The sequence below is a fragment of the Longispora urticae genome (genome assembly GCF_053902585.1).
The window spans coordinates 199,867-218,659 of the sequence record NZ_JAQZSH010000018.1 but is presented as its reverse complement, the minus strand read 5'-3'; the positions used below and the strand labels follow the sequence as shown (position 1 = coordinate 218,659).

The 18,793-nt window shown below is 74.1% G+C and carries 17 protein-coding genes; 8 read left to right on the top strand and 9 right to left on the bottom strand.

Translation table 11 applies throughout. The features are described 5' to 3' along the window. Positions 1-116 precede the first annotated feature (116 nt). On the top strand, positions 117-959 hold the full coding sequence (locus PT931_RS09245) for an LLM class flavin-dependent oxidoreductase (RefSeq protein ID WP_456245282.1): 843 nt from the start codon (positions 117-119) through the stop codon (positions 957-959). A 50-nt stretch (positions 960-1,009) separates the two neighbouring features. After that, positions 1,010-1,792, top strand: a complete 783-nt coding sequence (locus PT931_RS09240) for a GNAT family N-acetyltransferase (RefSeq protein WP_456245281.1) — start codon at positions 1,010-1,012, stop codon at positions 1,790-1,792. A 156-nt stretch (positions 1,793-1,948) separates the two neighbouring features. Here PT931_RS09240 and PT931_RS09235 read toward each other — a convergent pair whose 3' ends face one another. Further along, positions 1,949-2,818 (bottom strand): hypothetical protein, encoded by an 870-nt coding sequence (locus PT931_RS09235; RefSeq protein ID WP_456245280.1) that lies wholly within the window; start codon positions 2,816-2,818, stop codon positions 1,949-1,951. 193 nt (positions 2,819-3,011) lie between these two features. On the opposite strand from PT931_RS09235, the gene PT931_RS09230 reads away from it, so the two are divergent. Beyond that, a complete protein-coding gene (locus PT931_RS09230) occupies positions 3,012-4,253 on the top strand; it encodes a hypothetical protein (protein WP_456245279.1) in 1,242 nt (413 codons plus the stop codon). 88 nt (positions 4,254-4,341) lie between these two features. Here the strand turns inward: PT931_RS09230 and PT931_RS09225 are convergent, their stop codons facing one another. From PT931_RS09225 to PT931_RS09215, 3 genes are all read right to left on the bottom strand, one after another. After that, positions 4,342-5,637 carry a hypothetical protein gene (locus PT931_RS09225; RefSeq protein ID WP_456245278.1) on the bottom strand — a complete coding sequence of 432 codons (1,296 nt, stop codon included), beginning with the start codon at positions 5,635-5,637 and terminating at the stop codon, positions 4,342-4,344. Positions 5,638-5,791: 154 nt separating this feature from the next. Next, a complete protein-coding gene (locus PT931_RS09220) occupies positions 5,792-6,682 on the bottom strand; it encodes an SMP-30/gluconolactonase/LRE family protein (protein ID WP_456245277.1) in 891 nt (296 codons plus the stop codon). A 137-nt stretch (positions 6,683-6,819) separates the two neighbouring features. Continuing rightward, positions 6,820-7,632, bottom strand: a complete 813-nt coding sequence (locus PT931_RS09215; RefSeq protein ID WP_456245276.1) for a S1 family peptidase — start codon at positions 7,630-7,632, stop codon at positions 6,820-6,822. 314 nt (positions 7,633-7,946) lie between these two features. Between PT931_RS09215 and PT931_RS09210 the strand changes: the two genes are divergently transcribed. Then, positions 7,947-8,222, top strand: coding sequence for a hypothetical protein (locus PT931_RS09210; protein ID WP_456245275.1), 276 nt, complete (start codon positions 7,947-7,949; stop codon positions 8,220-8,222). A 72-nt stretch (positions 8,223-8,294) separates the two neighbouring features. Beyond that, complete coding sequence (locus tag PT931_RS09205; protein WP_456245274.1) at positions 8,295-8,603, top strand: hypothetical protein; 309 nt, start codon at positions 8,295-8,297, stop codon at positions 8,601-8,603. Between the two features lie 59 nt (positions 8,604-8,662). On the opposite strand, the gene PT931_RS09200 is transcribed toward PT931_RS09205, so the two are convergent. From PT931_RS09200 to PT931_RS09190, 3 genes are read right to left on the bottom strand one after another with little or no spacing between them, the layout of a single operon-like run. Then, positions 8,663-11,098, bottom strand: a complete 2,436-nt coding sequence (locus PT931_RS09200; RefSeq protein ID WP_456245273.1) for an FtsX-like permease family protein — start codon at positions 11,096-11,098, stop codon at positions 8,663-8,665. Continuing rightward, complete coding sequence (locus PT931_RS09195; RefSeq protein ID WP_456245272.1) at positions 11,095-11,793, bottom strand: ABC transporter ATP-binding protein; 699 nt, start codon at positions 11,791-11,793, stop codon at positions 11,095-11,097. Before PT931_RS09195 ends, PT931_RS09200 begins: the two co-directional genes overlap by 4 nt. Continuing rightward, positions 11,790-12,035 (bottom strand): hypothetical protein, encoded by a 246-nt coding sequence (locus PT931_RS09190; RefSeq protein WP_456245271.1) that lies wholly within the window; start codon positions 12,033-12,035, stop codon positions 11,790-11,792. Before PT931_RS09190 ends, PT931_RS09195 begins: the two co-directional genes overlap by 4 nt. 174 nt (positions 12,036-12,209) lie before the next feature. Here PT931_RS09190 and PT931_RS09185 point away from each other — a divergent pair, with 174 nt between their 5' ends. The 3 genes from PT931_RS09185 to PT931_RS09175 all read left to right on the top strand — a co-directional run bounded on the left by PT931_RS09185 (position 12,210) and on the right by PT931_RS09175 (position 15,113). Further along, positions 12,210-13,457 carry a sensor histidine kinase gene (locus PT931_RS09185; RefSeq protein ID WP_456245270.1) on the top strand — a complete coding sequence of 416 codons (1,248 nt, stop codon included), beginning with the start codon at positions 12,210-12,212 and terminating at the stop codon, positions 13,455-13,457. Further along, on the top strand, positions 13,445-14,098 hold the full coding sequence (locus PT931_RS09180; protein WP_456245269.1) for a response regulator: 654 nt from the start codon (positions 13,445-13,447) through the stop codon (positions 14,096-14,098). Before PT931_RS09185 ends, PT931_RS09180 begins: the two co-directional genes overlap by 13 nt. Before the next feature lie 103 nt (positions 14,099-14,201). Then, a complete protein-coding gene (locus PT931_RS09175; RefSeq protein ID WP_456245268.1) occupies positions 14,202-15,113 on the top strand; it encodes a hypothetical protein in 912 nt (303 codons plus the stop codon). Between the two features lie 149 nt (positions 15,114-15,262). Here the strand turns inward: PT931_RS09175 and PT931_RS09170 are convergent, their stop codons facing one another. Beyond that, a complete protein-coding gene (locus tag PT931_RS09170; protein WP_456245267.1) occupies positions 15,263-17,605 on the bottom strand; it encodes an immune inhibitor A domain-containing protein in 2,343 nt (780 codons plus the stop codon). Between the two features lie 101 nt (positions 17,606-17,706). Next, complete coding sequence (locus PT931_RS09165) at positions 17,707-18,573, bottom strand: hypothetical protein (protein WP_456245266.1); 867 nt, start codon at positions 18,571-18,573, stop codon at positions 17,707-17,709. Between the last annotated feature and the right edge of the window lie 220 nt (positions 18,574-18,793).

Sequence of the window (18,793 nt, the reverse complement as noted above, 5' to 3'; positions counted from 1 at the left end):
CGACTCTTCGTGGTACCGCTAGCCCTACCCGTAGGGGGCCGCACGGAGCGGCGGCGGTGCGCTCCCCGGCCGTTCCGGCGATCCTCGCGGCCACGGGGGTCGGATAGTCTGCGCGGATGCGGATTGGCGTGATCGTTCCGATGACCCGGCTCGACGACACCGGGAAGCTGTCCACCTGGGCCGAGGTGCGCGGGTACGCCCGGCACGCCGAGGCCGTGGGCGTGGACTCGCTCTGGGTGTTCGACCACCTGTACAGCGGCCACGGCGACGTCCCGCCGGACGACATCCACGAGGCGTGGACGATGCAGGCGGCCCTCGCGGCGGTCACCGACCGGGTCGAACTCGGCCAGCTGGTCACCTGCATGGCGTTCAGGCCCCCGGCCCTGCTGGCGAAGATGGCGGTGACGGTCGACGAGATCAGCGCCGGCCGCCTGACCCTCGGGGTGGGCGCGGGCTGGTACGACCGGGAGTACGAGGACTTCGGGTACCCCACCGACCAGCGGGGCGGCCGGTTCGCGGAGGCGCTGGAGCTCCTCGTGCCGCTGCTGCGCGGGGAGTCCGTGACGTTCGAGGGCCGCCACCACCGGGCCGCCGGCGCGACCCTGATGCCCGCGCCGGCCCGCCGGATCCCGCTGCTCATCGGAGGGTTCCGGCCCCGGATGCTGCGCCTGACCGCCCGGTACGCCGACGCGTGGAACACCGCCTGGTACCCGGGCCCCAACGAACGCCTCGCCGAGCGCCTCGCGGACCTGCGCGCCGCGCTCGACGCGGAGGGCCGCGACCCGGAGACCCTGCGCGTCACGGTGGGCATGCTGGCCCCGCAGACCGACGCCGGCGAACTGGCCACGACGATCGACGCGTTCGCCGCGCTCGGGGTCGTCGACGACCTGATCGTGATGCAGACCCAGCAGAACCCGGCGGCCCTGGACCTGCTGGCCGGGGCCCTGCGCCTCCGCTAGCCGGCCGGAAACCGGGTGCGGGGCCGGGGCGGCGGACGTAGCCTGCGGGGATGAGTACCCCGGAGCTGGACCGGTCCCTGGCCTTTCTGCGCGCGTTCGCCCGGCGCCAGGCCGAACGGGTGGTGGACCTGCCCTACGGCTTCGGCGCCTTCGACGACACGTTCGCGCACTCCTACGCGCACAACAAGCTGTACCTCGATGGCCCGGCCGATCCGGGGGCGGTGGACGCGGTGTTCGCCGACGCGGGCCGGGCGCACCGGCTGGTGCAGGTGTGGGACGGGGACCTGGCCGCCAGGGTGGGTCCGGCGTTCCTCGGCGCCGGGTACGAGCACAGCGCCACCGTCGTCATGCGGCACACCGGCGCGGAACCGGACCGTCCCGCCGACCCGGGCGTCGTCGTGGAGGTCGTGGACGTGGCCACCCGCACGGAGGCCGCCCGCCGGGAGTGGCGGGGCGAGATGCCCGACGCGGCGGACGAGGTGATCGAGCAGCTGGCCGGGCGCGGGGCGGCCACGGTGCGCGGCGCGGACCAGGTGCTGTTCCTCGCGGTGCGCGCCCCCGACGGCGAGGCGGCCTCCCGGGGGGACCTGTACCTGGACCCGGCCACCGGGGTCGCGCAGATCGAGGACCTGATGACGCTGCCGGCGCACACCGGACGCGGGTACGCCCGGGCGCTGCTGGCCGACGGGCTCTCGCGGGCGCGCGCGGCGGGCTGCGACCTGGTGCTGGTGCAGGCGGAGGAGGACGACTGGCCGCGCGAGCTGTACGCCCGCCTCGGGTACGCGACGATCGGCCGCACGCACAGCTACCTGCGGATGCCGGCCGACTCGTAGCCGGCCGCCCCGGGGGCGCGCTCGGCGGACCTGGCGCCCCGGCGGGTCCGGCCAGGCTCGACCCATGACGATCATGGCTGCCGACATCGCCGCCGGGTCCCTGCTCCGGTCGGACCGGCCCGACGCCACGGTCGCGCCGCCCGCCTGACCGCCGGGTCACCCCGGGCCGCCGCCCCACTCCCACCGCGCCCCCGCCCGCCCTGCCGGCAGGTCCCGCGTCACCACCTGCACCGTCCGGGTGCCGTCCACCACGAGCCCGCGGTGCTCCTCCACGCCCGTGCCGTCGTCCGTGAACCACGTGCAGTAGACCGGCACCGCGCCAGGATCGAAGGCGATCTCCAGGGTGTACTGCCGCACCGGCCGGCCGAACCCGCGCTCCCAGGACGTCGCCGCCGGCCCCGGTCCCGGGCGGGTCAGGCTGTAGTCGACGATGGTCGTCTCGCCCCGGGCCAGGGGCCGGTCCAGCACCAGCTCGATCCCGCGGCGGCCCGCCCGGTCGGTGTGCGTCGCGCCCGGCCGGCACCTCCACAGCGGCCCCAGCGCGGGCGGCCCGTCCCCGCCGGCGGGCGCGAGGACCACGAACCGGTCCACCCCGTCCTCGTCGGCGCGCAGCAGGAACCGGGTCTGGACGAGGCGCTCGTGCCGGGTGCCGCTGAGGAGGACCCGGTCGTGGGCGTCGACGAGCGTGAACCGGTCGTTGACGGCGGGGTCCACGCGACCGGGGGCGGCTGGCTCGGGGGCGGCCGGCTGGTCGGCGGCCGGCTGGTCCGCCCGGCCCTTGGGCGTGGGCGCGGTCAGCAGGTCGTACAGGGCGCCGGAGGTGAGGCCGAGGATGCTCTCCAGGTGCCGGAGGGCGACCAGGGACGCGCGGCGTTCGGGGCGGCTGCGGCCGTTCTGCCAGTAGCTGAGCGTGGCGACACTGACGGGGGCCCCGCGCTGGGCGAGGCGGGCCTGGATGCGTTCCAGGCTGATGCCCCGGGAGTCGATGGCGGCGCGCAGCGTACCGGCGAAGGATTGTTCTTGCACGGTTCACTGTCGCACTCACACCTTTAAGGAGGGATTAAGCGGATCCTAATCGTCCATAAAGCGGGGGCCGTCCGGAGTGGAGAAGAGGGGATCCGCAAGGGTTTTCCCTCGAAGTCGCCGTTCGCCGGCAAACGACAGGCAATTCCGGTGCTCCCGTATTGACCCCGGCCGCGACTTCGCTGAGGATCGGCACATGTTGAGACCATTAGCGCGCGGCGTCGCGCTGCTCACCCTGTTCGGTGGAATCCTGGTCGCGGCGCACCCCGCCGCGGCGGCCCCCTCCTGCCGGGACGCCCAGGTCCCGCTCACCGTCGAGGAACAGCGCCTGACCCGCACCCTGGGTTCCGATCCCGCACCCGTGCCGGCCCGGCTGATCGCCCGGGGCGGCCTGACCGGGCACGTCACCGCCTTCGAGCGCTCGTTGTGCGCCCTGCGGAACGTCGCGGCCGCCGAACGCTCCCTCGACGCGCAGGGCCGGTCGCTCTGGGAGGCGGCCGTGGCCCGGGGCGGCGACGACCGGCCCCTGTACTGGGCCCGGGTCACCATGACCCGCGCGCTCCGCCAGTGGACCCCCGGCTTCACCGTGGACCGCGCGGCCCTCGAACGCCGCCTCGAACGCGCCTCCCGGGGCATCACCAGCACCGACTTCGCCGACGTACCCGGCGTGAAGAAGCTCTTCGTCTCCGGCTTCGACCCGTTCGTCCTCGACGCCGAGATCCGGCGGAGCAACCCGTCCGGGGTCAACGCCCTCGCCCTCGACGGCAAGTGGCTCACCGTCGGCGGCGAACGGGTCCAGATCCAGGCCGCCATGTTCCCGGTCCGGTACGCCGACTTCGACAACGGCATGGTCGAGGAGGCGTTCCGGCCGCACATCTGGGTACAGGGGCCGCAGCGCGCCCACCTCGTGGCCACGGTCAGCCAGGGCCGGCCGGGACAGTTCGACCTGGAGGTGTCCAACGGCCGGCGGCGCTCGGTCACCTCGATCGGCGACAACAACAACATCTGGGGCGGCGGCAGCCTCACCGAGCCGAGAACGTTCCCCGGTGTGATGCGGGGTAACGAGTTCGTGCCCTCGACCCTGCCGGTGGACCAGATGAAGACCGCCGCCGGCCGGTTCCCGGTCCTGGTCAACCGGTCCGTCACCGAGATCCCCGCCGGCCAGACGGCCCCGGTGTTCCGGCCCGACGGCCCGACCCCGGGCTCCATCGCCGTCAACGGCGGCGGGGGCGGCTACCTCTCCAACGAGATCGCGTACCGGGCCACCCTGCTGCGCAGCACCTTCAGCGGCCCGCCCGGCGGCCACGTGCACACCCCGGTGCTCGACTTCGCCGCCGACAACACCACGGAGCTGAGCGACCCGACGTTCGAGCGGAACCGGGCCGACATCATCGCCCAGCTGCGGGCGATCCTGCTGGCGGGCGTGGCGGCCGTCTAGTCTCCCGGTCCCGGGCGGGCCCCGGGCAGCCGCCGCCGGCCGTGCGTCACCACAGCGCACGGCCGGCGCGGCCCGTCGGGTCACCCGGTCAGGGCTTCTTCTCGTCCGCCAGGTACGCCGGCCCCGCCAGGCAGTCGCGGTACTCGTGCCGCGGCGTCGCCCCGCCCACGGTCCACCCCAGGATGCCCGCCGAACGGTTCGCGAACCGGGCGCCGTCGTAGAACACCTTGCCGGCCGTCGTCGGAGTGGTCGACGTCGTGACCTCGTGCTTGCCCATCAGTGCGCAGTCGACGTAGCGCACCATCGGCCCGCGTGAACCGCTGGCCGTGAAGTCGTAGACGTGCGTGACGGCGTCGCCCGCGAACCCCTGGAACGCCCGGGCCGTGTCGTCGCAGGACACGAAGCTGATGTGCCCCTTGTACCAGGCCGAGTCGATCACCTTGTGCTGGTTGCAGCGCAGCTCGAAGCGGATGCCCTGGGCGTACAGCCGCATCACCGAGTCGGCCCGGCTGGCCACGGCGCGTTCCAGCTTGAAGAACGTGCCCGGCTTGTTCTCGTCGATCAGGATGTAGGAACCGCCGATGAAGTTCATCGACCCGCCCCGGTTGTTGCGGACGAACACCCCGGACTGGAACTCGACCTTGCAGTCCCGGAACCAGTAGTTCAGGAACTGGTCCTGCTGGCTGATGCCCGGCGTCATCCCGATCACGAGGAACGCGTCGGAGTAGGTGCCGCCGACCTGGCAGTGGTCCCAGCCCATCTCGCTGTTCAGGTTCGATGTCGGCGCGGGGCCGTCGAGCCCGATGCCCCGGGTCCAGTCGCCCCGCCACTCCACATCCGTGTACCAGGTGTCCTGCACGCCCAGGCCACCCGCGTCGGAGTAGGCGTAGTTGAAGCTCGACGTCGGGTTGGTGCTGACGAAGGTCAGCCCCGAGATCCGGATGTTCTTGTACCGGCGCCGGTTCGTCCACAGTGTCGTGTCGTTGGCGGCGGGGGAGTAGGTGATCCGGCTCAGGCGCTTGCCGTACCCGGTGATGCTGATCCCGTCGACGATGCCGCCGTTGCCGGCCACCCCGCCGTCGACGTTGGGCAGCAGTGAGTCCGGCTGGGTGAGCAGGTAGTTGCCCGGCGGGATGACCAGGACCTTCTTCGGTACCGCGCCGCTGATCGGGGCGCCCTGGAAGCTCGCCAGCACCTCGGCCGCAGCGGCCCGGAACGCGGCGTCGCTCGGCCGGGCGCCGGTCGGGTCGGCCCCGTGGTTCATGACGTCCACGCTGTACGGGTCGTCGCCCCCGCCGGCCGCTGAGGCGGGCACCCCGCCCAGCACGCCGGCCACCGCGCCGACCCCGACGGCCCCGACCAGGAACGCACGCCTGTTGTCCACCACTGCTGCTCCAGCCACCACGAGGGATAAGTTGATCAATAGTAGATGATCATGAAAACCCGTGCTCCGGGTACCGTGCCCGGGGGTGTCCGCCCAGGTGGAGGTGCTGGAACGGCACCGGTCCGGGCGGAGGCTGGCGTGTGGAGCGGCCCGGTCAGGCGTCCGGCCCCAGCTTCCCGGCGTAGGCGACGCCGGCCGGTCCCGTGACCCCCGGGTCGCAGGCGAACACGGCGCCGGCCAGCGGGTGCGGGGTGTCGGAGCGCGCGGTGGTCACCAACAGCACGCCGCCGGCGAAGCAGCAGCTCGTGGGCCGGGCGACCGGCAGCTCCACCACCGCGTCGAGCAGACCTCCCGGGGTGTACCGGTGCACGGCCGCCCCCTCCCACAACGCGACCCAGATCCCGCCCTCGTGGTCGACGGCCAGCCCGTCCGGCTCGACCGGGGCGGGAAACTCCACCAGCACGCGGCGCGCGGTCGGAACCCCGGAGCCGGGGTCGAAGTCGAGCACGTCGAGGGTGCGGCGGGTGCTGTCGACGTAGTACATCCGGGTGCCGTCGGGGCTCCAGCCGAGGCCGTTGGAGATGCCGATCCCGTCGAGGACCCGGTGCACCGTGCCGTCGAGGTCCGTCCGGTACAGGGAGCCGGCGGCGGTGTCCGAGTCCCCGCAGCTGCCGGCCCAGAACCGGCCGGCCGGATCGCACTTGCCGTCGTTCATCCGGACGCCCGGGTTGCCCGCCTCGGGCTGCGCGAGGTCCGTGACCGTGCCGTCGGGGGCGAGGTGGACGAAGCCGTCGCCGGCCGCGCACAGCCAGCCGCCGGCCAGGGCGGGCACGGCGGAGCCGAGCGGGCGTCCGACGGCGAGGGATCCGAGCCGTTCGAGGCGGACGGGTGCGGCCCCCGGCCCGCGGTCGGCCCCGAGGGTCGCCCGGTGCAGGAGGCCGGCGGGGATGTCCACCCAGGTGAACTCTCCGTCGGCGTGCACCGGCCCCTCGGCCAGCTCGCTGTCGGCGTCGGTCACGGGGTACGGGGTGAGGGTGCGCATCATGCTGGCCAATCGGGTGGATTCGGTTCGGGGTGCTCCCCGGCCACCACTGTGCCTGGCGACACCGGATCCGACCCCGGCACCTTTCCGCCCCACGGGAAGGGCCGGCGACGGTGTGACCCGCCGCCGGCCCGTACCCGTCAGAGGTTGTTGCTGATCCAGCCCGAGTAGCTGGTCAGGCGGGTGTAGATCCCGGGGACGCCCGGGTCGGCGCACCCGTCGCCCCAGCTCACGACGCCCGCGAGCTTGCCGTTGATCACGAACGGACCGCCGGAGTCACCCTGGCAGGTGTCCACGCCACCCTCGGGGTACCCGGCGCAGACCATCTTCGCCTTGAGGTACCTGCGGCCGTACGCGTCGGTGCAGTCCGCGTTGGACGTCACCGGCACGGTCGCCGCGAGCAGGGTCGGCGAGCCGCCGCCCTGACCGGCGTACGTGTCGCCCCAGCCCATGATCGCGGCCGCGGTGCCGGCGGCGTACAGGTTGGTGTCCGTCGAGGCCACCACGGGCAGGGTGCGCCGGTTGAGCGCCTGGGACAGGGTGAGGACGGCGACGTCGTCGCCCTTCTCCACCGAGCGGTAGCTCGCGTGCACGGCGATCGCGGACACCTGGCGGACGTCGCCGGCCTGGGTGCGCAGGTCGGTCCGCCCCGCCACCACCTGGACGTACTTCGCCTGCAGGCCGCTCACGCAGTGCGCGGCGGTGACGATCTTCGTGGGCGTGACCAGGGTGCCGCCGCAGAACTGGTGGCTGACGTTGGCGCGGTTCGGGTAGTACTTCGCGCTGACCAGGGCCACCAGCCACGGGCGGTCGGCGGTGCTGGCCTCCTCGCCGCCGACGATGTTCGCCGGGGGCGCGGCGAACGCCGTCGCGGGGGCGGCGAGGGTCGCCGTGGCCGCCGCGAGCACGAGAAGGGTACGGCGGAGGCGGGCCCAGCCGGGGTTCGGGGACATGAGGGGTTCCCTTCGGATTCCGCCCGGAGGCGGAGTGGACGGACGCGGCCACCGGTTCTCCCGAGCGGCGGCCGCCCGGCGGTACCTGTGTGGAGCGTGTCCGCCGGTCCCCAGAGCATTGTCAGTGTTGCGTTAAGGGCACCGTTGCAAATCCTTAAATTGCCGTCAAGGTTCCCGATTGCCTCACCACCACCGCAGATCCATGGAAATGCCATTCCCCCACCGGGCGGGGGCGCCCGGGTAGCTGGCCGCCGCCGCCCCGGGGCCTGAGCCTGCAACGGCTCCGCCAACACCTCGCCGAACGCGGCGTCCGGGTGAGCGTGTCGACCCTGAGCAACTGGCAGCGCGGCGTGAACCGGCCCGACAGACCGGACTCCCGACGGGTACTGGGCGCCCTGGAGGACATCCTGCGCGTCGACGGCCTGGGCACCCTCGTGGAACCCGAGCCGCGCCGGCACTACCCGGGCCCCGGCATGTCCCGCCGCCGGGGCAACGCGCTCCGCGCCGAGCTGCGGCTGATCGGCGGGCACCTGGTGCATCTCGCCGACTTCGACCTGCCGCCGGGGTTCCACGGGGTCCGCTGGGAGTGATGCCCTCCCGGAATATCCACCAGGGGCGATGCGTTCCGGCACACGTACCACCGTTGTGACATAGGGGGAGAAATGCGTGACTTCGGCGCGTCCGAGCAGATCACCATCCTGATGGGCGGCGAGGCGGGCGCCGACTGGGCGGACGTCGCGGCCCGGGTCGGCGGCTCCGTCGCCGACGTCCAGCTCGCGTACGCGGACCTGCGCGCCGACGCGCTGCGGCTCAAGGTCGCGCTGCTGCGCCGCCGGGTGGCCGCGGAGGTCGGCGCGGAGAAGTACCGGGCACCGGACGCGCGCCGGTCGCTGCGGTTCTACGACAAGGACGCCGGCGACCGGTTCATCGACGCGGACCTGGTCGCCGCCGTGCCGGAGGACCCGCGCTAGCCACCGACGCCGCCGGCCACCCCTCGTCCCAGGGGTGGCCGGCGGCGTCTCCGCTGGTGTCAGGCCCGCATCGCCCGCCGCGCCGGCACCATCGTCGCCGCGTACGCGGTCCCCAGCACCACCGCGCCCACCGCCGGCACCAGCCACCACGGCCCCGCCGCGACGGGCGTCCCCAGCAGCCCCACCCCGAGGAACAGCACCGGCAGCGCGGACAGCGCCAGGCCGGCCACGCACGCGCCGACCCCGTACAGCAGGCTCTCGCGGCGCACCATCGCCCGCAGCTGGCGCGGGGTGGCCCCGGCGAACCGCAGCGCGCCGAACTCCTCGCGCCGCCGGGACGTCGCGGCCACCAGGCTGTTGACGACGCCGATCAGCACGTACCCGAGCAGGCCGCCCACGACCACGAAGTTCAGCGACATCGAGGGCGTGACCTCCGGGGCGGCCCCGGGCGGCGTGGCCGAGACCCGCACCCCGGGGACGTCCGCGAGCGCCGCGCCGACGGCCGCCGCGTCCACCCCGCCGACGAGGACGGTCGGGACCAGGTGCCGGGGGCCGTACGCGAGGTCGGGGGAGACGACGAGTTCGCCGTAGCCGAGTTCGCGGGAGTACACGGCCGCCACGGTCGCCGTGGTCCGGGTCCCGTCGGCGAGGATCAGTTCGTGCCGGTCACCCGGCGCGAGCCCGTTGAACAGCGCGAACGACTTTCCGACGGCGATGCTGTCGCCCTTCAGCGCGCCGAGGCCGCCCGCCGTGACCCCCAGGTCGACCATGCCCTCGGCGTCCGCGCCGACGACGGCCGCCTGGTGGCTCCTGGCCTTGGCCTTGCCGTTCTCCACGCCCGGCCACACCACGGTCGTGGCGTCCAGGACGGCGGCCCGCGCCCCGGGCAGGGCCCGCAGCCGGTCCAGGGCGTAGGCGGGCACGCCGCCGAGGTCCGGTGCGGTCACCGTGACGCCGCCGACCACGCTGTCGGCCCGTTCCCGCGCCGCGCCGTGCTGCGGGGTGGTCTGGGTGAAGGTGTAGGTGATGGCGAAGGTCACGGCCATCGCGAGGCTGGTCAGGGCACCGGCGTTCCGGCCGGCGTACGCCCGCATGTTGTGCGCCGCGATCCACCCGGTCACGCTCCGGCCCCTCCCGTCCGAGGCCCTGCGCACGAGCAGCCGCCCGGCCGCGCGGACCAGCTGCGGCCCGGCCAGGGTCAGGCCGATCGCGGCGAGGATCCCCGACGTGCCGGTCCCGGCGACGGCCACCATGCTGCGGGTGAACAGGGGGACCGCCGCCATGGTGAGCGCGAGCAGGATCAGCCCGTACCCGATCCGGGCCCGCACCACCCCGCTCGGCGGCTCCGTGTTCGTCTGCGCCATGGCCTCGGTCGCCGGCAGCGCCGACACCTTCCGCGCCGCGCCCCGGGCGGCGATCCCGACCACGGCCAGGAACAGCACCGCCGTGATCAGCGCGGGGAACGGGCCGCGGACCAGCGCCAGCTCCTCGGGGATGATCCCGAGCCCGACGAACCAGTCCCGGACCCGGTCGGCCAGCAGGTACCCGCCGCCGATCCCCAGCGGCAGCACCACCAGCGCGGCCAGGGTGCCCTGTGCGGCGGCGAGCCGGCGGACCTGGCGCGGGGTGGCCCCGACGGCCCGCATCAGGGCCAGTTCGCGGCGCTGGCCGGCGACGTTCACCGACAGCGCGCCGGCGACCACGAACCCGACCATCATCAGCACCACCCCGGCCAGCGAGGCGGACAGCGCGATCAGGGTGCCCCGGCCCGCCCCGGCGGCCATGTGCTCGACGTCACCGCGGCCGGCGCCGGTGACCACCCGCAGGTCGGTACCCGCGAGCGCGGCCCGCACGTCCTCGGCGGTCCGGCCCCCCGGCGCGGACCACAGCGCGACGAGGTCGACCTTCCCGGCGTGCCCGGACAGCTCGGCGGCCCGCGCGTCGGTGAAGTACAGCCCGGCCGGCGCGCCGTCGAGGACCGCCGAGACCCGGTAGCTGCCCCGGACACCGCCGGCGACGATGTCCACGGTGCCGCCGGGCGCGAGCGCGATCCCGGCGACCGCGACCTCACCGGGCCCGGCGGGCGCCCGGCCGGTCAGCCGGGGCGCGTCGGGCAGCGCGGCGGAGGACCAGCCGTGCCCGCCGACCGGCACGGGGGCGCCGTTGACGATCGGGGTCGCCGGGAAGCTCCGGTCCCCGACGACGTGTGTCACGCCCGGCAGCGCGCCGAGCCGCCCGACGAAATCGGCGGGCACTCCGGCGCGGCCGGGCAGGGCGACGTCGATGTCCTCGTCCTGCACGACCTCCTGGGGCGCGGCGACCAGCACCGACGCGCCGCCGAACCGGTCCGTGGGAGCGTGGCCGCGCACGCCGGTCTCGGCGAGCAGCAGGGTGGCGCTGACGGCGACCGTGCCGAGCAGCACGGCCAGCGCCACGGCGACGAGTCCGCTGATCCGCCGCCGGGACATCGGCAGGGAGAGGGAGACGAGGTTCACGCCGCCGCCCCCACCGCGACCGGCCGGCCGACGACCCGGCTGATCCGGCCGCCGGCCATCAGCACGGTGTGCTCGGCCCGGGCCGCCGCGCCCGGGTCGTGGGTGACCATGACCACGGTCTGGCCCAGGTCCGTCACGAGCGAGGACAACAGATCGAGGATCCCGTCGGCGGTACGCGCGTCCAGCGCCCCCGTCGGCTCGTCGGCGAACACGACGGCCGGCCGGGCCACCAGTGCCCGGACCACCGCGACCCGCTGCCGCTGACCGCCGGACAGCTCGTCGGGGGCGCGCCGCAGCAGCCCGGCCAGGCCGGTGCGCTCGACGAGTTCGGCGATCCACCGCCGGTCGGGGGCCCGGCCGGCGAGCCGGAGCGGCAGGGTGATGTTCTGCTCGACGGTCAGGGACGGCACCAGGTTGTACGACTGGAAGATGAAGCCCACCTGCTCGCGGCGGACCTTGGCGCGCCGGGCCTCGCCCATCCGGCCGATCTCCACCCCGCCGATGGCGACCGAGCCCCGGGTCGGCACGTCGAGCCCGGAGGCGACGTGCAGCAGGGTGCTCTTGCCGGAGCCGGATTCGCCCATGATGGCCAGGAACGCCCCGCGCGGCACCCGCAGCGACACGTCGTCGAGGCCGGTGACGCCGCCCGGGTAGGCGCGGGTCACGCCGGTCAGGACCACCGCGTCGGCGCTCATCGGCGGCGGCCGAGCACGTAGGAGACGATCAGGCCGACGAGGCAGGCGGAGGCGACGATGCCGGCCGCGAGGCTCCACCCGTTCTGCCCGGCGAACGACTGCACCGCGTTGAACCCGGCCGCCGGGATCATCACGGCCCACAGCACCAGGCGCAGCATCCGGTGGCCGAGGCTGGCGACGGGCCTGGCGAGGGGCCGGTCGGCGGGCGCCTGCTGGTCGGTGAGGCGGTACTGGTCGGTCATGTCTTCCCCTAGCTCACAGTGACGTTCTGCTGTCCTGCACAACGCTAGGGAAATCGCCCTCCGCGCCCAATGCCGCCAGCTACCGACCCTGGGGTACGGCCAGCTGTACCTTTCGCGGCCGGCCGGTCACGCGTCACGGTCCGTGACGTACGGTGGCGGCGGACGGAGGTGGACATGACCCACTGGTGGACGTATGTCCGGGACAGGACCCGGGTGTTGGTGACCGCCTGGCTGCGCCTGGTGGCGGGCCTGGTCACGGACCTGCTGGCCCTCGGGGTCGCGGTCCTGTTCCTGTTCGTGGCGGCCGTGTCGGTGATCAGCGTGGGCCTGCCGCTGCTCCCGCTGGCCCTGCGGCTCCTCCGGGCGTTCGCGGACCGGGAACGCCGCCGCCTGTCGCGCGTCGGACCCCCGGTCGCGAGCCCCTACCGGCCCAGCCCGGACGGCTGGTGGCCGGCGCTGTGGAGCACCGTGACCGACCCGGCGACCCGGCGGGACCTGGGCTGGGCCCTGTCGCGGGCCGGCATGTTCTTCGTCGGGATCATCGCCGCCGCGCTGCCGGTGTCGGCGGTACGCGACCTGACGTTCCCGGCGTGGTGGCGGCTGCTCCCGGAGGGCACGGCGACCGGCGGGTTCGGCTTCCCGGTCGACGGCTGGGCCGGGGCGTTCACGGTGGCCCTGGTCAGCCCGGTCTGGATCGCGCTGAGCATCCTGGTCATCCCGGGGCTCGTCCGGTTTCACGACCACCTCGGCCGCCGGCTGCTGACGGCGCGGCCCGGTACGGACCTGTCGATGCGGATCACGGAGCTGACCGCGACCCGGGCCGCCGCCCTCGACGCGCACACGGCCGAGCTGCGCCGGATCGAGCGGTCCCTGCACGACGGCGCGCAGAACCGGCTGGTCGGGGTGGCGATCCTCACCGGTACCGCCCGCCGCGCCCTGGCCCGGGACCCGGCCGCCGCCGACGCGCTCCTCGAACGGGCCCAGCGCAGCGCGGAGGAGGCCCTGGCCGAGCTGCGGTCGGTGATCCGGAGCATCCTGCCGCCGATCCTGGACCAGCGCGGCCTCGACGGCGCGCTCGCGGCGCTGGCCGCCTCCTGCGCGGTGCCGTGCGAGGTCAGCGTCGACGTGCGGGACCGCTGCGCGGCGTCGGTGGAGGCCACGGCGTACTTCGTGGTCGCCGAGGCCCTGACCAACACGTCCCGGCACAGTGGCGCGGCGCACGCGGCGGTCGACGTCCGGCGGGTCGGCGACGTGCTGCGGATCCAGGTCCGTGACGACGGCCGGGGCGGCGCGGACGAGGGCGGCGGGTCGGGACTCACCGGCCTGCGCGGGCGGGTCTCGGCACACGACGGGACCCTGCGGGTATCGAGCCCGGCCGGTGGGCCGACAATTCTGGACGTGGAGCTGCCATGCGGATCGTGATCGCCGAGGACGACGCCCTGCTGCGCGAGGGGCTGTCGCTGCTGCTCGCGGGGGAGGGCTTCGAGGTGGTGGCCGCCGTCGGGGAACCGGCCGCGTTCCTCGCCGCCGTCCGCGAGCACCACCCCGACATCGCGGTCGTGGACGTGCGGATGCCGCCCACCCACACCGACGAGGGGATCCGGGCAGCCGTGGAGGCCCGCCGGGTCCAGCCCGGCCTGGCGGTGCTGGTCCTGTCGGCGTACGTGGAGCAGAGTTTCGCCACCGACCTGCTCGCCGAGGGGGCCGGCAAGGTGGGCTACCTGCTCAAGGAGCGGGTCGGCCGGGTGGAGACGTTCCTGTCCGCGCTGCGCCGGGTCGCCGAGGGCGGCACCGCGATCGACCCGGAGGTGATCGCGCAGCTGTTCGCGGCGCGCCGGGCGGGCGACCCGCTGGAGACTCTGTCGGCCCGGGAGCGCGAGGTGCTCGGCGCGATGGCCGAGGGCCTGGGCAACGGGGCGATCGCGGAACGGCTGTTCGTCACGGACAACGCGGTGCACAAGCACATCCGCAACATCTTCTCGAAGCTGGGCCTGACCCCGGAGGACGGGACGGACCGCCGGGTGGCGGCGGTGCTGCGCTACCTGGACGGCACCCGGCGCTGACACAACCCTTTTCCGGGTACCGGGGACCGGCCGCTCCGTCCTGTACGCCGGTCGGTCGCCGATCTAGACTCGTCGCACGCAGGCGCTGGTCGCTGGGGGTGACATGTCCGACCTGGAGCTCGAGTTGGTGCGGGCGCTGGCGTCCGGCCCGTTCCACCACGCGTTGTCCCTGGCCGTCCGCCGCCGGGGCCTGACCCTGGACCGGTTGTGCCACCGGCTGGCCGAGCGCGACATCCACCTGAGTACGGCCGCGTTGAGCTACTGGGCGAGCGGCCGGCGGCGCCCCGAACGCGGGGACTCGTTGAAGGGCGTCGCGGCGTTGGAGGACGTGCTCGGCCTGGCGCCGGGCGCGCTGACCGCGTTGCTGCCGCCGCCGCGCCCCAGGGGCCGGTACAGCACCGGGCTGGAGCCGCCGTTGCGGCCGTGGCGGGCCGGGATCCTGGAGCGGATGGCCGAGGACCTGGCGATGCCGGCGCACTCGGGGCTGCGCCGGCTCAGCGTGGACGAGCACGTGACCATCGACGCCGAGCGCTGCGAACGCACCCGGCGGGTCCGCGAGGTGATGCGCGCCGAACGCGACGACCTCTCCCGGTTCTACCTGTTCTGGCAGGTCGACGACCCGACGGCGGGCCGGCCCGGGTTCACCGACCTGTGGGGCTGCCGGCCGGGCCGGCACCGGTGGGACCCGGCGTCGGGGTACCTGATCACGGAGATGCTGCTCGACAGCCGGCTGGACGTGGGGGACACGGCCATCGTGCGGTACACCCTGGATCTGCCGGGGCACACGCCCGTCACCCGGTGCACCCGGACCGTGTCGAGGACCGTGCACGCGTTCGCGCTGGAGGTGACGTTCGCGCCGGGGACGGTGCCGGTCCGGTGCGCCTCGTTCCACCAGGCCGCCGCCGACGAGGCCGACGAGGACCTGCGCGATCTGCGGGTCGACCCGTCGGGCAGCGTGCACCTGGCCCGGATCGAGGCCCGCCCCGGCGTCTACGGCATCCAGCTGTACTGGTGAGGGCGGCCGGGTGACTCCGTTGGCACCCGACCGCCCGGACCGTGCGCCCCGGCCGGCGGAGGTCGGAGCCCCGCCGGCCGGGACGGTGCGCCCCGGCCGCACAGCCGACCGGGGCGCTCCCGGCCGCGCGGCCGACCGGGGCCGTGCGGCTAGCCGGCCCTACCGATCCGCACGGTCGTCTCCCGACCCTGCGCGTGCTCCTTGACGACCTCGATCCGGGTGTTGGTGTCGGGCACCTTCACGCCCAGGTCCGGGTTCTCCGCGTACCAGTAGGTGCCGGTCCGGTCGTTGAACGCGGCGACCGGGGCCTGCTTGCGGAACGTGGTCGCCACGCCGGCCCGGTGCAACGTGACCGCGTCGGTGTACTTCAGCCCGAGCGTCGCGTCGAACACCTGCGCGCGCGGGTGGGCGAACGCCCCGTCGGCGTACCGCATCGGGGTGGCCCGCACGTCCACCGGCAGGATCAGGCCGGCCCCGGGGTGGTCGCGCGTCGTGTTGTCGCTGTAGTACGGGTCCCACAGCCAGACGAGCACGCCGTCCTGGTAGGGGTACCGCTCCACCTGGTCGGCCTTCCCCGCCACCCCGGCCCAGCCGAAGTTGTACGGCCCGGTCTGGAGGAACTGTCCGAACGCGACGTACCGCCGGTTCTCCACGAGGTAGCTGCGGGGGTAGGTCTTGACGCCGGTGTCCCCGATCCGGGTGAACCCGCGCGCCGTCCAGCCGTTGTCCCCGCCCTCGATGTCGTCGGACAGCACGACCCGGTCGCCGGCCTTGACGGTGACGGTGTCGAGGAGGAAGCCGTTCTCGGCGGTGTTGGTGTCGGTGACGTAGCGGACGCGGAAGAGGACGGTGCCGCCGGCGTACCCGTCGAGGTTGTAGTTCAGGTCCACCCAGCCGGTGGAGGTGCCGGTCAGGCCGGGGCGGCCGCCGACGTTCGGGATGGGTGCGCCGTCGACGGTGCCGCCGACGCCCTTCCAGGTCGCGCCGTTGTCGGTCGAGACCTCGCCGTAGAGGTAGTCGAAGTCCTGCTCGATCCAGTAGCGGCTCTTGGCGGAGACGCTCGCGGTCGTCGCCCCGGACAGGTCCAGGGACCGGGTCAGGGTCTCGTCGAGGTAGTCGCCGCGCCCGCTCCACCACTGCGCCGCGCCCTGGAACGGTGCGACCAGGGGCGTGTTCACCTGTCGGGGCGGCAGGTTGACGAGGACCGCCTGCTTCTCGGCCGTGTTGTAGGAGGACACCCCGAGCACGTGGGTCGACTCGGTGGCCGCCTGCGCGGTGTCGTAGTTGAGCCAGCCGAGCTGCAGCTTGCTCCACGCGTCCAGGTCGCCCGGGTACTCGCCGGTCGGGCCGTTCTCCCTGCCCAGGTACGAGGCGTCCGACATCAGAGACCAGAAGTCGACGCCGTTGCCGCCGGTGGCCGCGTACAGGTCGGGCAGGCCCAGGAGCAGGTGGGCGTTCTCGTGCGCCACGAGCCCGAGGCCGCTGTTCTCGCCGGCCGTCAGGTAGTCGCCCACCCAGATCCCGGTGTCGGCGACCTGCGTGCCGCCCTGCTTGTTGCCCTCGGGTCCCGCGGTGCCGCGCGTGGGCCAGTACGCGAACCAGCGGTGCGCCCACAGCGCGCCGGCGCCCTGCGCCCCGCCACCCCACGTCTGGTCCACCCCGGCGTGGATGACCTCGTAGTTGTCGATGTAGCCGTCGGGCTCGTCGAAGTCGCCGTCCCGGTCGTGGTCGTACTGGTCGCGCTGGTCGTACTCGGCGAGCTGGGCCTTGATCTGCGCCGGGGTGCGGCCCTTGGCCAGCTCGGCGGCGTGCCAGGCGGCCAGGGAGTCGCGGACCAGGTCCCAGCTGTTCGGACACTGCCGGCCGCCGTCGCACAGGTCGCTGCCGTACCTGGCCTCGTTGTGGGGCAGCTTCACCCAGTCGGAGACGTACCCGGAGATGTCGTAGCGGCCCGAGGACTGGACCTGGAGGTAGTTGCGCAGCGAGTTCGCGCCCTTGGCACGGCTGAAGTACATGTCCTCGTAGTAGGCGCGGTCGAAGTTGGGCCGCCACAGCGTGTGGTTGTCGCTCGTGCCGGCCGGGTCCGGGATCGCGTTGTGCAGCGGGCCGGGCGCGCCGCCGTACTTGACCTGGCCCCGGTACATCGTCGTGTTGTCGACCTGGTCGCCGAACTCGGCGAGCACCACGAACACCTTCGCGGTGCCCTGCTGGGCGACCTCGACGTAGTCCTGGCCGACCCGCACCGTGCCGGCCGGGGCGGGCGCGACGGACCGGGCCTGCGGCGTACCCGCCGTGAGCTGTTCCATGGCCTTGCGGCGCAGCGACTGCTGCTGGGTCTGCAGGGGGCTGACCGGCTCGGGGGCCGACCGGCCCTCGGGGGCGGAGTCGGGCGCGGGGGAGGGTGGCGGTCCCGCTGAGGCCGGGCCGACGAGGGCCATGGCGCCGAGCAGCGTCGCCGTGAGCCCCGCCGCGATCGCGGTGGTTCTGCGCACTGGGATTCCTCTCACCTGGGCGGCCGGGAAGGGGAGAGGCCGGCCACCGGATCGGTGAAAGCTAACAGCCTGTGACGCCCCGCACGGCGCTCCCGACCGCGTTAACTGTTACCGGAATTGGGCCAGCACCACCGGATGCCGTGGAAGCCGGGCGTGACGTCGTGGTCGATCAGGTGCGCGCGGCACGCGTCGAACAGCCGGAGCCGGGTGAGGTCCTTGTGCGGGGAGCGGGGATCCTGCCGCCAGATCCGGTACGCGCGCTCGACGCCCGCGTCCGGGCCGAACCGCAGGGTCATGTCGAAGTGCTGGCCGGCCCGCAGCCACATCCCGTGGTACGGCTCGGTCACGGCCCCCGACACGTGGTACTGCAGCGCGTACTCCTCGCCCCGGCCCAGCGCGGGGAACACCAGCTCGGTCGCGACGAGGCCGGCCTCCCGGTCGGTGCGCGCCCGGCCGAGGGCGCAGTCCCGACCGGCCCGGACGGTGGGCACCGAACCCTGGGTGTGGGTGAGGACGACGTGCCGGCGCACGCCCGCCTGCCGGGCCCGGACAGCGACCCGCACCGTGGAGTGCCAGTGTCCCGGCCCGAGCACGGTCACGTCCTCCTGCACGGCGAGCACGTCGAGCCCGGGTTCGGCGGCCGCGTCGAGGGTGGCCCGCAGCCGCTGGGCGACCACCGGGGACGTGCCGGGCACCACCGGGGCGCGCGACCGGCCCTGGTGCGCGGGCTCGTCGAGCAGCCGCCCCAGCGACCCGGGCGGCAACCGCAGCACGGTCTCCAGCTCGGCGAGGACGCGCAGGCTCTCGGCCCGGTCGGGCCGGCTGACGCCGCGCTGCCAGTTGCTCAGGGTGGCCACGCTGACGGACAGCCCCGTACCGGTCAGCCGGTCGCGGAGCCGGTCGAGGCTCAGGCCCCGGTCGGCGATGGCCCACCGCAGCGCGGTGTGGAACGGGCCGGCCCGGAGCACGTCGTCGAGGTCGTAGATAAGAGTCCCTTAAGTCACGCAAAGTTACTGGCCGGTTCTGAATTTTCAGTGACAGTCGACCGCGTCGATCGAAAGCGCTGTCGTTCCATCGCAGGTCAGAGGCAGTTTCCCCCTCCAGGGACAGGGCGCGTTCCCGCTGAACGGCGTACCCGAAGTATGAGGTGTGATATTGCACGCAGTCGAGAGGGGATCCATGCTGGCC

Coding starts and splice junctions, on each gene's coding strand:
- PT931_RS09180 (WP_456245269.1), top strand. CDS start 13,445: ATGCGGATCGTGATCGCCGAGGACGACGCCCTGCTGCGCGAGGGGCTG.
- PT931_RS09175 (WP_456245268.1), top strand. CDS start 14,202: ATGTCCGACCTGGAGCTCGAGTTGGTGCGGGCGCTGGCGTCCGGCCCG.
- PT931_RS09205 (WP_456245274.1), top strand. CDS start 8,295: ATGCGTGACTTCGGCGCGTCCGAGCAGATCACCATCCTGATGGGCGGC.
- PT931_RS09230 (WP_456245279.1), top strand. CDS start 3,012: ATGTTGAGACCATTAGCGCGCGGCGTCGCGCTGCTCACCCTGTTCGGT.
- PT931_RS09220 (WP_456245277.1), bottom strand. CDS start 6,682: ATGATGCGCACCCTCACCCCGTACCCCGTGACCGACGCCGACAGCGAG.
- PT931_RS09215 (WP_456245276.1), bottom strand. CDS start 7,632: ATGTCCCCGAACCCCGGCTGGGCCCGCCTCCGCCGTACCCTTCTCGTG.
- PT931_RS09185 (WP_456245270.1), top strand. CDS start 12,210: ATGACCCACTGGTGGACGTATGTCCGGGACAGGACCCGGGTGTTGGTG.
- PT931_RS09190 (WP_456245271.1), bottom strand. CDS start 12,035: ATGACCGACCAGTACCGCCTCACCGACCAGCAGGCGCCCGCCGACCGG.
- PT931_RS09240 (WP_456245281.1), top strand. CDS start 1,010: ATGAGTACCCCGGAGCTGGACCGGTCCCTGGCCTTTCTGCGCGCGTTC.
- PT931_RS09195 (WP_456245272.1), bottom strand. CDS start 11,793: ATGAGCGCCGACGCGGTGGTCCTGACCGGCGTGACCCGCGCCTACCCG.
- PT931_RS09245 (WP_456245282.1), top strand. CDS start 117: ATGCGGATTGGCGTGATCGTTCCGATGACCCGGCTCGACGACACCGGG.